The 13,154-nt window shown below is 64.4% G+C and carries 15 protein-coding genes; 4 read left to right on the top strand and 11 right to left on the bottom strand.

From position 1 onward, the window contains the following. Positions 1-2 precede the first annotated feature (2 nt). The 6 genes from AC1Q6Z_RS13040 to AC1Q6Z_RS13065 form a co-directional block, all read right to left on the bottom strand. Complete coding sequence (locus AC1Q6Z_RS13040) at positions 3-1,010, bottom strand: hypothetical protein (protein WP_492648119.1); 1,008 nt, start codon at positions 1,008-1,010, stop codon at positions 3-5. Beyond that, a complete protein-coding gene (locus AC1Q6Z_RS13045) occupies positions 1,007-2,113 on the bottom strand; it encodes a GNAT family N-acetyltransferase (RefSeq protein WP_492648120.1) in 1,107 nt (368 codons plus the stop codon). Before AC1Q6Z_RS13045 ends, AC1Q6Z_RS13040 begins: the two co-directional genes overlap by 4 nt. Beyond that, a complete protein-coding gene (locus AC1Q6Z_RS13050; protein WP_492648121.1) occupies positions 2,106-3,302 on the bottom strand; it encodes a hypothetical protein in 1,197 nt (398 codons plus the stop codon). The genes AC1Q6Z_RS13045 and AC1Q6Z_RS13050 overlap by 8 nt, the downstream gene beginning before the upstream one ends. After that, entirely contained in the window at positions 3,299-4,186 is an 888-nt protein-coding gene (locus tag AC1Q6Z_RS13055) for a ThiF family adenylyltransferase (protein ID WP_492648122.1), read from the bottom strand. The genes AC1Q6Z_RS13050 and AC1Q6Z_RS13055 overlap by 4 nt, the downstream gene beginning before the upstream one ends. Further along, the gene (locus tag AC1Q6Z_RS13060) at positions 4,183-5,130 is read right to left on the bottom strand and encodes a hypothetical protein (RefSeq protein WP_492648123.1); all 948 of its coding nucleotides are present in this window, start codon (positions 5,128-5,130) and stop codon (positions 4,183-4,185) included. The genes AC1Q6Z_RS13055 and AC1Q6Z_RS13060 overlap by 4 nt, the downstream gene beginning before the upstream one ends. Before the next feature lie 173 nt (positions 5,131-5,303). Then, complete coding sequence (locus AC1Q6Z_RS13065) at positions 5,304-5,513, bottom strand: hypothetical protein (RefSeq protein WP_256116590.1); 210 nt, start codon at positions 5,511-5,513, stop codon at positions 5,304-5,306. A gap of 159 nt (positions 5,514-5,672) precedes the next feature. On the opposite strand from AC1Q6Z_RS13065, the gene AC1Q6Z_RS13070 reads away from it, so the two are divergent. Next, a complete protein-coding gene (locus tag AC1Q6Z_RS13070) occupies positions 5,673-5,891 on the top strand; it encodes a hypothetical protein (protein WP_256116989.1) in 219 nt (72 codons plus the stop codon). Here AC1Q6Z_RS13070 and AC1Q6Z_RS13075 read toward each other — a convergent pair. From AC1Q6Z_RS13075 to AC1Q6Z_RS13085, 3 genes are all read right to left on the bottom strand, one after another. Then, entirely contained in the window at positions 5,888-6,193 is a 306-nt protein-coding gene (locus AC1Q6Z_RS13075; protein WP_492648124.1) for a hypothetical protein, read from the bottom strand. The genes AC1Q6Z_RS13070 and AC1Q6Z_RS13075 overlap by 4 nt on opposite strands. A 90-nt stretch (positions 6,194-6,283) precedes the next feature. Continuing rightward, the gene (locus tag AC1Q6Z_RS13080; RefSeq protein WP_492648125.1) at positions 6,284-6,817 is read right to left on the bottom strand and encodes a GNAT family N-acetyltransferase; all 534 of its coding nucleotides are present in this window, start codon (positions 6,815-6,817) and stop codon (positions 6,284-6,286) included. A gap of 32 nt (positions 6,818-6,849) precedes the next feature. Then, on the bottom strand, positions 6,850-7,077 hold the full coding sequence (locus tag AC1Q6Z_RS13085) for a hypothetical protein (RefSeq protein ID WP_492648126.1): 228 nt from the start codon (positions 7,075-7,077) through the stop codon (positions 6,850-6,852). Positions 7,078-7,321: 244 nt separating this feature from the next. Here AC1Q6Z_RS13085 and AC1Q6Z_RS13090 point away from each other — a divergent pair, with 244 nt between their 5' ends. Together AC1Q6Z_RS13090 and AC1Q6Z_RS13095 are read left to right on the top strand one after the other, a co-directional pair. Further along, positions 7,322-7,672, top strand: a complete 351-nt coding sequence (locus tag AC1Q6Z_RS13090; protein ID WP_492648127.1) for an ArsR/SmtB family transcription factor — start codon at positions 7,322-7,324, stop codon at positions 7,670-7,672. 2 nt (positions 7,673-7,674) lie between these two features. After that, complete coding sequence (locus AC1Q6Z_RS13095; RefSeq protein WP_492648128.1) at positions 7,675-8,139, top strand: SRPBCC domain-containing protein; 465 nt, start codon at positions 7,675-7,677, stop codon at positions 8,137-8,139. A gap of 76 nt (positions 8,140-8,215) precedes the next feature. Here AC1Q6Z_RS13095 and AC1Q6Z_RS13100 read toward each other — a convergent pair whose 3' ends face one another. Both AC1Q6Z_RS13100 and AC1Q6Z_RS13105 read right to left on the bottom strand, forming a co-directional pair. After that, positions 8,216-9,538 (bottom strand): aspartate aminotransferase family protein, encoded by a 1,323-nt coding sequence (locus AC1Q6Z_RS13100; protein WP_492648129.1) that lies wholly within the window; start codon positions 9,536-9,538, stop codon positions 8,216-8,218. Between the two features lie 98 nt (positions 9,539-9,636). After that, positions 9,637-10,611 (bottom strand): LysR family transcriptional regulator, encoded by a 975-nt coding sequence (locus AC1Q6Z_RS13105; protein ID WP_492648130.1) that lies wholly within the window; start codon positions 10,609-10,611, stop codon positions 9,637-9,639. Positions 10,612-10,708: 97 nt separating this feature from the next. Between AC1Q6Z_RS13105 and AC1Q6Z_RS13110 the strand changes: the two genes are divergently transcribed. Continuing rightward, positions 10,709-13,153, top strand: a complete 2,445-nt coding sequence (locus AC1Q6Z_RS13110; RefSeq protein WP_492648131.1) for a GcvT family protein — start codon at positions 10,709-10,711, stop codon at positions 13,151-13,153. The last annotated feature ends 1 nt before the right edge of the window (position 13,154 follow it).

The raw sequence follows: 13,154 nt of genomic DNA on the forward strand, positions 1-13,154 counted from the left end.
GCCTAGCCGAGCACGAGGTCGCGGGCGGGCAGGCGGTATTTGGGAAGGGTGAGTGGCGCCGGCCCGACGCGCAGCACGTTGATCAGGCGATGGCCCTGCGGCAGCGAGAAACGTTGCCGCAGGGTTTGCGAAGCGGAAGGAACGTCGGCCAGCACCGCCATCGGCCAGCCGGCGAAGCCGAAGCGGGTGAGCCCGAGCCAGAAGCGATAGAAGGCCCGGCCGGAAACGACCGGGCTTTCGCCTTCCGGTCGGTGGAACAGCAGGCAGGCCGCCGCCGTCATAGTCTTGCCGGCCTCCGCGACGAGCGTCTTGCCGAGGCCAAGCCGGTCTGCGAGGTCGAAGAGCGGCGAGCCAAGCACGCGCCCCGCCACCGCGCCCTCCAGCCGCCCCATGCGCAGGGCATCGAGATTGAGGCCATCGAAAGCGTAGGCGGTGTGAGCCGGCGTAAGGCGCATCCACGCCACGAGTTCGTCGCGGAACGCGCGCTCGCGCATGACGGACAGGCTAGCGCCGTCGTTGAGTGCGGCGATGAAGGCGAGGGCGTCCGGCCCGCCGGCAAAGGTGATGTCGTCGGCTTCCACCGCCCATCGTTCGAGGCCCGCCAGCGCCTCCGGAGTGGCAGCAGAGAAGGAGCCACGCCAGGTGAAGCGTTTCTCCGTCCAGTCGGCAAGCGGCGAGGGGCTTGCTTCTCCCGCAGGGGTGAGGCGCACGGCGAGCCGATAGCCGGGGCGCCAGGAGCGGATGTCGGCCGCCCAGAGATCGTCCACGACAACGCCGATCCCGCGCGCGGCGAGCGCCATCACCATGCCCTCCAGCGCGGCGCCGCAGGAAAGGCCCATGTCGCGGCCCGTTGGATCGCCGACGCTGAGGTGCCGGGAGAGATCGGCGGCGATGAGGATGTTGCCCGCTTCATCCAGCGCGAAACGTGCGGGCTGGGTGTTGTGCACGGAGGGCGCGCGGTTCGCCAGCGCGGCAAGATCGGCGAGCGTGGCGGCATCGATCCGGTTCATAGCGTCTTTCCGAAGAGGTGCAGGCGGTGCAGGGGGCGGGCGCCGGCCTTCTCTGCCTGCCTGAGGCTCGCGGCATTGGCATCCGCGATCCACGTGCCGCCGGCGGTCTCATAGCCGGCATTGCGCATTTCGCCGAGCACATGGGCGAGCATCAGCGGATTGAGGCCGCACCCCTGATGCTCCGGCTTCACGCCCTGGAAGATGACGACGGCGCGCCGCCGCCGCAGGCGATGTTTCAGGAGGTGCCAGGGGGCGGAAAAACCGAGCCGCGAGCCCATCGCTTTCAGCATCGGGTTGACGTCCGGTATCGCAATCACCGCGCCAGCCGGCACGCCGTTCCGTTCGGCGACTGCCGAGATGCGCGGATCCATGATCCACTTCATCTCCTTGGCCTGGAATTCGTATTCCGCGCGACTGACGGGCACGAACATCGGATTGTCGGCGAAACTCTCGTTGAGGATAAGCCGCGAATCCTCCAGCCGTCGATCGAGCGTTGCGCGGCGGATCGGTGAAAAGCGAAAGCCGTCGTCGAGGAGCGCGCGCATCTCGGCGCTGCCCAGCAGTCGGTCCGTCGCCGCGTTGCGGATATCGATTTCGAAGGTGGTCATCGGGAAGGAGGGCGAATAGCCCCGGGCTTCCAGCAGGCGCGGCAGGTGCGGTGGTCCCCAAACCTGGTCGGTATAGGGCGCATTCTCGAAACCGCCGGTCAGGATGCCGACCTGCTGCATGGCGGTCAGGTTGAAATTGCCGAGGAGTTCCGTGAAACCCCTGGCGCGCGCCCAATCCTCCGCCCGCTCCAGGAGGGCGGCGGCGACGCGTTCGTCGTCGGCGCAATCGAAATAGCCGAAGTAACCGCGCTTCAGTCCGAACCGGGCATTCGCGGCGCGGTGCATATGGGACGTGATGCGCCCGCGCACCGTGCCGTCCTCATGGGCGGTGAAGATGGCGAAATCGTCCGCCGTCTCGAAAAGCGGGTTCTTCTCCGCCGAGAGGAAGCGCTTCAGGTCGCTGAACATCGGTGAGACATAGGGCGTCCTGTCGCCGTAAACGGCGAAGGGCGCGGCGAAGAAGGCGTCGAGGTCGCCCTCGCGGATTTCAATCATCGCGCGCGTTCCTTTCCGAGATCAGGAAGGCCATGCGCTGGGCGACCTTCAGCTCCGTCTCGGCGCCCGGCGTGGCGGAGACCGAGGGCATGTTGAGCGCGATCAGCCGGAATGGCCGGGCCGACACCAGCATCAGATGGGTCGCCTCGTATTTTTCGAGCAGCCAGGCGAGCTGTTCGGCATCGGATTGCGCAAGCCCGCCCGCTTCCGTGGCGCGTAGCAGCGGCCGGGCGGCAAAGAGCGCCTTGATGCGCGCAAGGTCGAGATCGGCAAGCTCCTTTTCGCCGAGCAGCAGCGCGCCCTCGACCAGCGGATGGTTCTGCAACTCCTTGAGAAAACCGAGCGTATCGTCGATGCGGTCTTCCGCGAGGTGCCGGATGAGGCTCTGCCGGCGCTGTTCCGTGCGCAGGCTGATGCTGTCCTTCCAGATCACGCCAAGCAGCGCTGCCGAGGTGACGACAGAAGCCGTGCGCACCAGCGCGGCCGCGTCGAACCCGTTTTCCAGGCCGATGGCGAGCGCGCCGAGAAGGGCTGCGGCCAGCAGGACGGCGAAGGAGACGACGGTATCGCGATGGCTGACGGCACGCTGGCCGAGGCTGATCAGCAGCCAGCAGAGGAACAGGATGGCGACCCCGCCGAGCCGCACCGGCAGGTCAACATAGGTCGAGCGGAAATCGGTCACAAGCAGCGGCAGGATCAAGAGCAGCGACAGCGCGATGCGGTCGACCGCCTGGTTTTCCGCCTTGTAAAGGCTCGTCCGGTCGCGCGTCACGGCCATGTGCCCGGCCAGCGCGAAGGTGACGAGCTGGTAGAGGAAGAGCAGCACCAGGCGCCACGGATCGACGGCTGCCGGCAGAAACGCGAGGACGGTGAAGGCGGCCGCACCGCCGGCCGCGATCCATTTCGTGACTTTTGGCGCATGCCGGCGCAGCAGGCCCTCGGCCAGCAGGACCGTGGCCAGCGGCACGAGCCCGGCCGAAATGATCGTCGCGGCCTCGAAGATGAAGAGGCCCGTCCACCAGGCAAGCACGCGGCTCACCATCAACGCGGCCAGCACGCGCAGGCCGAACAGGAAACGGCGGGTGAGCGGGCTGCCCGCGTCGAAACTACGGATGGCACCAATCAGCACGGCCAGCCCGCCGAAGGCGGCGAGCGAAATGAAGGTATCGGCGATCAGCGCTGCGATCATGGTTTTGCCGGCGCGGCAAGCCGCGTCAGGTAGCGCCGCACCAGCGGGCGCAGTAGCGCCGCAACGAGCGCGTTGCGCGGGCGCTCGACACGGCCGGCATGCGGATTAAAAAACCAGCCGCGGCAATCCGCGCCCTGCGGCTTGCCGAGCACCGTGTTGATCGCCTCATAGGCCATCAGCATGCCTGTCGTGATGACCATGGGCGCAAAGGACATGCGGCTGCGCGTGCCGGCCACGACTTCGCCGGCAAGCGCCAGGTCGACATGATGGCGGGAGGAGGAGTGCACCATCACATATTCCGCCTCGCGCAAAAACGCTTCCGCCCGCTGGTCGCTCGTCAGCGCGTTCCAGGCGGTGCCGAGCGTCGGATAGCCGAGCCGTTCCTCCGGCATCGGGTCCTGCGGTCGCGTCACATAGACGGAGGGCAGGGGGGCGGCATAGGCGTCGATCATCGTGCGCCCGTGTTTTCGCGCCGTGCGGTAGAGCAGCAGCCCGGCGCCGAGATCGTCCGTGCCGTTGATCACCACATCCGCACCCGCGACGAGCGCGTCCGCATGGTCCGTCCACGCCGCGCCATGGACGGTGACGTCCAGATCGGGATTGATCTTCAGGCAGAGATCGCGTGTCGCCTCCGCCTTCGGCTGGCCGATCGTGTCGACAAAACAGAAGACCTGGCGATTGAGGTTCGACAGCTCGAAACGGTCGATATCGGCCAGCACCAGGCGGCCGATGCCGGCGCGCACCAGCGCCTGGATGGCCGCGCCGCCCATGCCGCCGGTGCCGCAGACGAAGACCGTCGCCTGCGACAGCCGCCGCTGCTCCGCCTCACTGACGAAGCCGATGTTGCGCGTGGTGAAGGTGTCGTAGGAAAAGGTGCCGCTCATCGTTTGGAAGGCCTCAATATGCCCCATTGCCGCCGGCTGTCGGCCCAATGCAACACCGGCAGCACCAGCCGCTGCACGAGGATGACGAAGCTTGCCACCGCCAGCCGCCCCAGCGCATTGCGCGGCACGCTTTCGAGCAGATAGCGCTGCGCGGCGTTGAGATCGAGCTGGCCGATCTGTAGCAGGTCATCGCCGCGGGCATAATCGAGTTCGGCGGCGCAGAAATCGTTGTATTCGGGTTTGCGGTGTTTTGGCGCGGCGTCGAACGTCTTCTTCAGGTTGTCCGAGCCGCCGGTATAGGCGTTGGTGATGACGAAGCGGTCGGCGTCGAAGCCGGCCTCCGGGCCGACGCCGAAAACATGCCGGTGCGCGGCCATGATTTCCGTCGCGATCAACTGCTGGCGCAGCGAACGCCGGGCGCCGCGCGTCGGCGCCGGAAAGACGTCGCTGAACGTCTCCGCCACCATGCCGGCGACCGCCGGCACCTGCGTGACATTGGAAATCCACAGCGGGCGAAGCTGGTTGCGCAGGAAGAGCAGAAAGCAGGTAAGCCCGTAGAGCACCCAGGAAAGCCCCTGGCTGCGCACGGCGGGGTCGATCATGACGAGCCCGAGGTGAAGGACCTCGACGGGCTTCCCCGAGAGCGACAGCGCAATGACGGGCAACGCATTGAAGGCGACCGGCTGCCCATCGGAGACCCGGTAGACGAGCGTGACGATCGTGCGCGACAGCACGTCCTCCCGCTCTGAAAACACCCCGTAATCGAGGCTCCCATCCGCGACCGCGCGACGCGCCACCGAGCGCAGATCGTCGCGCAGGCCGGCAATGTCCGGCGCGCTCATCCACAGGCCGGGAAACTCGACGATCCGCACGCGAAATTCGGGTGATGTCTTGAACGCGAGGTCGAGACGCTTCTTCAGGACGACCGAAAGCAGATTGTACAATGGACTGTGCCCGATGATCCAGAACGGCGGAATGCACGCTTGCGGCTGCAAGCATCGTATATTTGCAGCCGGGAGGAAACATTTGGTTTAAGCCCGGAAGGGAGAATTTACCGATGCGGGCCGTTGCGCCGTTTGACGACGCCCGAGCGATAAAGGCCTGGATTGCGCCCAGTCTATTCCTCCGGCATCAGGCCATCGAACACTTCCAGCAGGGCATTGACGATCTCCTGGCCCAGCGCATTGGCCCTGTCGGCGATTTGTTCGTCACCCTGGTTGCGGACGGCCAGCGCGAGATTGCCGCCCTCTTCCGCGACGATGGCCTTGGCGCGTTCGATTGCCCATTGTGCGAAGTCACTGCGGTTTTGGATCGTCACCGTTTCCATTGTCGTCGGCCTGTTCACTGTTCCTTTGGGAATTCGCGGCTATCTCTAGCATGCGCGTTGAGTCTTGCGTACGCGCCTCACAGATTTGTGTTCCGTTACGGCCACTTGGCCGCACCCTTTGCGATTGCCAAACGAGGGGGTGCGTGCGACTGCATGGCCATGACCCCCGCACGCTTTATCGAATGTCTTATCGTGATCCGATGGACGCCCATCAACCTGGCATCAGCGCTCCAATGCGACCTATCATGGGTGGAGGCGATGGAAGTCGGAAACGAAGAAATCCCGGACGGCCTGGCCGTCTGGCTGGAGAATCTCGCGCGGGTGCATACCGACCAGCCGCCGCCGAAGAGTTTTCGTGGCAAGCGGTCGAGACTTTAGGCGCTGCGTTCCAGTTCTGCATCGAGGCGGTTGTAGGTCGCCTGGATCATGTCGATGTCGTTGAGGTGGCTGGCAACGGCCACTTCGACCAGCACATTCGCGATGGCCGCATCGACCCGCAAGGGTGTCACAGGGTGCGCATTTACCAGCGCGAGGCCGGTCTCCTCGTCGCCGCCGAGCGCATAATACAAATCCAGCGCCGATTTTAAGAAGAGTGCGCTGCGCTGCGGCGAGGATTGTGCGGCGAGATCGCCTTCATATTGCGCCGCCAGCGCCACTGCCTTGTTTTGTATTTCGCTCATATCGAGATTCTCAAGATCACTCTGCCGATCGCATCGATTCTGCCGCTGCCGTGCGGCCTATTAATGCCGGTGAAGCTAGTCCGAACCTGATCAGCCGCCTTTCCAATCCAAGCGCACCAACTCGTACCAAACTTCGCCGTGCTCACTACCCGCAATGGGATCCGGCCAGTCGACGGAGACGGTGCGTGCGTAAATCAAGCCGACCTTTTCCATCACGCGGCGCGAGGCGTGGTTCACCGCCATCGTGGTTGCGACGATCCTGTCATATCCACCGTTCCTGAACCCCCAATCGACGAGAGCCGAAGCCCCTTCCGCGGCCAGCCCCTGACCCCAATCCATGCGGCGCAGGCGATATCCGAGTTCGGCCACGGTCTCGCTCTCCGGCCACAAACAGAACCACCCGACGAATGCGCCGTTGATCGTGCGCCGCGCCGTCCAGACGTAGGGCTCGGTCCCTCTGGGCATGAGGAACGTCGCGTTCGGATCGACCTGCTCATGGTCGATGGGGTGTCCGCCGTTCAGAAAGCGCATGACCTCCGGATCAAGTTCAAGATCGATGAAGTCCGCGCGGTCGCCGGGACAGCAGGGACTGAGCGTCAGGCGCGTCGTCTGCAAAACAGCCATTTTCGAAGATACCTCCATCGGGCAGGCTCAGTTCAGTCGCCCGAGGCTCTCGTTTTGAATGTCACTTTCACGACGTAGTTGCCGTTCCGCTTCCACTTGCGTTTCGTGCTGACCAGCATCTCCGGCCCCAAGGCCGCATCCGCCTCGGCGAACGCCCGCCGGACCTCCGCGATGGCATTGTGATAGTCGGTGTTGTCCCGCTTCGGCGCTTCGATCGCCGACTTCATGAGGGCCGTCACGCCCTCCTTTTCCTCGTTCAATGCAGTAACTCCGTATCACCGTGGTCGCTCGGCTGCGCTCGGCGCCGGCTGCAAATGTCTATCCAAACTACCATGCCATCCGGTCAACTCATCGACAATTTTCTGCATTTTCCAGAGTGGGCACAAGGCGTTGGTTCTTGTCGGTAGCGCAATGCGGCTCGCCGTCCTGCGCTAAATCCTGGATGGACTTGACAATAACATATTGGTTATATAACAATTATGTTATTATTTATGAGGACGCATTTTGACTGATCTCGATTCCGCCTTTTCGGCTCTGGCCGACCCGACGCGTCGGGCGATCCTTGCGCGGCTCGCTTCCGGTGAAGCCACGGTCATGGAGCTGGCGCAGCCCTTCGACATGAGCCAGCCCGCCATCTCCCGGCATCTCAAGGTGCTGGAGGGGGCCGGTCTCATCGTGCGCCGCGCGGAGGGAACCCGACGTCATTGCAGCCTTGCGCCCACGGCGCTTGAGGAACTGGAACAGTGGCTGGCGATGCTGCGCCGGGTTCTGGAAGCCAATTACGGCCGGCTCGACCGGCTTCTCGCGACCATGTCGCTCGAAAACGATCCCTCCAAAACCGAGAACAAGGAGTAATCATGTCCAGGATCATGCTCACCACCGACGGCGAGACCGACGTCATCGTCACGCGCCGCTTTGCCGCCCCGCCGGAAGCCGTCTTCAAGGCCCACACCGAGCCGAAGCTCTTGCAGCAATGGCTGCTCGGCCCGGACGGCTGGACCATGCCGGTATGCATCAACGATGCGCGACCCGGCGGAAAGATCCGCTACGAGTGGAGCGATGGCAACGGCAACGGTTTCCATCTGACCGGCGAGTTCATTGAGGTCGTGCCCTTCAGCCGCATCGTGCATGTGGAGCGCATGCATCTGCCCGATCCGACCCCGGACAATCGTATCGAAACCACATTCCAGGCGGACAACGGCGGCACGTTGATGACGATGCGCATGCACCTGCCCGATGGCGAAACGCGCAAGGCAATGCTCGAAACCGGCATGGAGCATGGCATGGAAGACAGCTACAAGCGGCTGGAAAACCTGTTCTGAGACCCATCCATCCCTATACGGTGAGGGCCACGATTGTCGAGCGCGAGGATGCGGGCGCTATCCTCGCATCGATCCCTTAAACCGCCTCGAAGCTGCGCACGAAGCGGTCCATCACGTCGTCCACGTCGCTCATTGACAGGCAGAGCGGCGGGCACATGCGGATGACATTTCGGTAGGGGCCGGAGCGGCTTGCCACCAGCCCATTGCGGCGTGTCGCTTCGAAGACGGCAAGCGCCTCGTCCGGGGCTGGTTCCTTCGTCTGCCGGTCCTTGACGAGTTCGATCGCCAGCATCAGCCCTTCGCCGCGCACGTCGCCGACCAGTTCGAAACGATCCTTGAGTTCGGTGAGCCGCGCCTTGAGCGCGCCACCGACCTTGCGGGCGTTTTCCTGGAGCTTTTCTTCACGGATGACCTTGAGCACGGCGCGGCCGGCGGCACAGGCGACCGGATTGGCGCCGTAGGTGTGGAACAGGAACTTGTCGGCCATCGATTCCGCGACGTCGCGCTTGGCGATGACCGCGCCGAGCGGGATGCCGTTGCCGACGCCCTTGGCGACCACGACGATATCGGGAACGACATCGTGGGATTCGAAGGACCAGAAGGCGTCGCCGGTCCGCGCAACGCCGGACTGCACCTCGTCGATGATGAGGAGGCCGCCGGCGGCGCGCACCTTCTCGGCAGCACCCTTGATGTAGCCCTTCGGCATTGGCACGATGCCGCCATAACCCTGCACCGGCTCGATGATCATGCCGGCAAGCCGCCCGCTGGTCGAATAGTCGATCGCGCGCTTGATTTCCGCCAGATAGGGCTCGACGCCCTCGCCATAGATGCCGCGATACTGGTTGGGCTCCGCGACGAATGTGACGCCGCCAAGCTGCGGCACATTGTGGCGGAAGCCGGCGATGCCGGTCAGTGCCTGCGCCCCGAAGGTCGCGCCGTGATAGCTGGAGCGCAGCGCCAGCATGTCGATATTGCCGGTTTGGGCGCGCGCCATCAGCAAGGCGAGGTCGATGGCCTCGGCGCCGGAATTGGTGAAATGCACGACCCAGTCGTGGCCTTTCGGCATGGTCGCCGCCAGTTCCTCGGCATAGTGCGCCGGCACCGGATGGTAGAACATCGTCGTGCAATGGGTGAGTTCCGCCACCTGCGCCGTTGCGGCCCGCACGACTTCCGGATGCGCGTGGCCGACGGAGATGCAGAGGTTCATGCCGAGCAGGTCGATGTATTTGTTGTCGTTTTCGTCCCAGACATATTGCCCGCGGCCGCGCTTGATGATCAGCGGATCCTTGAACGGCACGAACTTGCGCTGCGAGGCAGCGTAATACCTTTCGCGGCGCGCGACGATACCGTCGGTCGACCAATCGATGTCCATCGCGGGCGGAAGTTGGGCCTGGTTCATGACGCGCTCCTCGTGAGATGCGGGCATGAAATCACCGAACGATCGGCCTTGTCACGGCGAAACCACTGCATCAGAGAAACTGATGAAGCCGATTAGCGTCAGATGTCGACGGTGCAATAGTCGGGTGCCAGTTGTGGCAGGCGGCGCATGATCGTTTCCGACAGCACCTCTGCCGAACGCCGCGCGAAGGCTTCCGGAATCTCCCCAAGCTCCCGCTCGCGCGCAACCAGCTTCAGGCTGCGGGAAAAGCCGGCAAAGGGCAGCGGGTGCACGCCGATCTCCATGCCCTCCGCCAGGCCGTCGATCAGGAGCGTCGGCGTGAGGATGGTAAAACCCATGCCGTTGGCGACGGGCGCCATGACGACGCTCGACCGGTCGCCATCCATGCCGCGCGGGATTTCGATCCTGAGACGGCTCAGATGCTGGTCGATGCGCATGCCGACCGGCGTCTCGCGGCTGAAGCGCACGAAGGGCAGCTTCTTCGAGAGCTTGTGGATATCCCCCACATCGCCGGCAAAACCTTTCGGCGTCACCAGCACGAACTTTTCCGTCATGATCGGAAAACGGATCAGGCCCTCGACCTCGAACATCTCGCTCGACGTCACCGCAAGGTCGGCCTTGCGGGCGCGCAGCAGGTTGATGTGATCGGTCGCAAGGCCGGCATAGAGGCTGAGTTCCGGCACGTTGAAGCCGTCGCGCGCCAGCACCGACAATGCCGGGGCCAGCGTCGTCGCGATCGAGGCGAGCATGGCGATGCGCAGGAGCGGCAGGGGCGCCGAATTGAGCCGGCGGACATCCGACCGCAGTTCCTCGACTTCGCTGAGGATGGCGATCGAGCGGCGGTGGAGCGCGACACCGGCCCGGGTCAGCTCGATCGGCCGAATGTTGCGATCGATCAGGCTCACGCCGAGCGCCGTCTCAAGGTTCTTGAGGTGCTGGGATGCGGCCGACTGCGTGATGCCAAGCATCTGCGCGGCCTGCGTCACATGTCGCGTTTCGACAACCGCGGCAAACACTTCGATAGCACGGAAGAGGTTGAAATCGAAGCTGCCCTTGAGCATGGAGGCCATCATCTGTTTGACACCATCAGTTTTTCTAATGAAGCGAAAATCGAGTTGAACGCAAGTCTCCTTCCCTGAATTCTCATGCCTGACGGAAGAGCGGGGTGAAATGCAGGTGGCGGAAAGTGCTGGGATTGTCATCATAGGCGGCGGGGTCATCGGCCTCGGCATCGCCTATCATCTCGCCGAACGCGGCGTCAGCGATGTGGTGCTGATCGAGCGGAACCAGCTGACGAGCGGAACCTCCTGGCATGCGGCCGGCATCGTCGGGCCGCTGCGTGCCAGCCTCAACCTCACCCATCTCGCCCGCTATGCGATGGAGCTCTTTCCTGCGCTGGAAGAAAAAACCGGCCAGAGCTCCGGTTACCAGCGCCCCGGCGGCCTCTGGCTCGCCCGCAACGAAGACCGGATGGTCGAACTGCGCCGCATCGCTCATATGGGCGAAGTGACCGGCATGCATGTGGAGATGATCGGTCCATCGACCATTGCCGAGCGGGTGCCGAGCCTGTCGGTTGATGGGTTGGTCGGCGCGCTCTGGGTTGCCGAGGACGGGCAGGCGAACCCGGTGGATATCTGCGCGGCCTATGCCAAGCGCGCCCGCTCGGCCGGCATCCGGATTCGCGAGAATATCGGCTGTGCAGGCTTCGACATCGAAAACGGCCGCGTCGCGGGCGTCAGGCTGACGACGGGCGAGACCATCCGCTGCGGCAAGGTCATCAATGCCGCTGGGGCCTGGGCGCGGGATGTGGGCGCGCTCGCCGGCGTGCCGGTGCCGTTGCAGGCGGTCGAGCATATGTATGTCGTCACCGAGGCGATACCGGGGCTTGAACAGCCGTTTCCCATCGTGCGCGATCTCGACGAGGGCATCTATATCAAGGGCGATTCCGGCAAGCTGGTGCTCGGCGGTTTCGAGCCGGATGCGAAGCTTTTCCAGACGAAAAGCGTGCAGGGCGGGCAGCCGTTCCTGGAACTGCCGGAGGACTGGGAGCAGTTCGAGCCTTTCATGACGGCCGGGCTGAACCTCGTGCCGAAACTCGCCGATGCGGGTATCCGCCACTTCATGAACGGCCCGGAAAGCTTCACGCCGGATACACGGCCGCTGATGGGTGAATCGCCCTATCTGCGCGGCTTCTATGTCGCGGCCGGCTTCAATTCGACCGGCATGATGTCATCGGCCGGTGCGGGCCGGGCCATGGCGGAATGGGTGGTCGATAGCGAGCCCGGGCTTGATCTCTGGGCGCTCGATATTGCCCGGTTCGACCGGTCCGCAGGGTCGAAATACTTCGCGGGCAAGCGGATGGAGGAATCGGTTGCCGATCTCTTCCGCATGCACTGGCCATACAAGCAGGCCAAGGCGGGACGGGATGTCAGGCGTTCGGCCTTTCACCGGCAGTTTGCCGAGATGGGCGCCGTCTTCGGCGCCCCGACAGGCTGGGAACGCCCACTGTGGTTTGCCGCCGACGACACGGAGCGGGATTTCCGCTACGCGATGGGCGAGCAGCATTGGTGGTCGGCTGCGGCACGCGAAGCCAAGACGATGGCGGACGGCGTCGGCCTTTTCGAACTCTCGCCCTTCACCAAGGTCGATGTGCAGGGTCGCGATGCGCTGGCGCTGCTGGACTATCTCTGCGCCAACCGCATCGACGTGGCGGAAGGCAAGGCCGTCTATACCCAGATGCTGAATGCCCGCGGCGGCATCGAGGCGGATGTCACGGTGACGCGCTTCGGCGAGCGCCATTTCCGCGTCACCAGCGGTGCCGCCACGCGCCAGAAGGATGTCGCCTGGATCGTCCGGCATGCCCAGGATCGCGGACTGGAGGTCGTCGTCTCCGACGTGACCTCCTCGGAAGCCGTTCTGGCAGTGATGGGGCCGCAGGCGCGCGCGCTGCTGCAAAGCCTGACGGATGACGATCTTTCGGATGCGGCTTTTCCCTTCTCTGCGTCGCGGCGCATCGACATCGGCATGGTCAATCTACGCGCAACGCGCGTCAGCTTCGTCGGCGAACTCGGCTGCGAACTCTATGTCGCGACCGAGTTTGCCGAGCAGCTCCTCTCCACGGTGACGGAGGCCGGCAAGGCCCATGGGCTGGTCGCCTGCGGCCACTATGCGCTGGATGGTTGCCGGCTGGAAAAGGGCTATCGCCACTGGGGTCACGATATCGGGCCGAAGGAAACGCCGCTGGAGGCGGGCCTCGGCTTTGCGGTCGCCTGGAAGAAATCCGGCTTCCTGGGCGAGGAGGCTTTGCGCAAGCAGAAGGCCGAAGGGGTCACGAAGCGGCTGATGCATTTCGCAATCGACGGTGCCAATCCGCTGCTGCTGCATGATGAACCGATCTACCGGGACGGCCAGTTCGCGGGGCTGACGACATCCGGCGGCCAGGGGTTTCGCACCGGGTTGGCGCTCTGCCTCGGCTATATCGCCTGCGCGCCGGGCGAGCCGCGCGAGGCACTCCTGACATCCACCTATGAAATCGCCATCGCGGGCCAGCGCCATCATCTGCGGCCGCTTGCGGAGGTTCCCTATGACGCTGCCGGGACCCGGCTGAGGAGTTGAA

The sequence above is a fragment of the Shinella sp. GW835-FHT14H05 genome, from assembly GCF_058793575.1.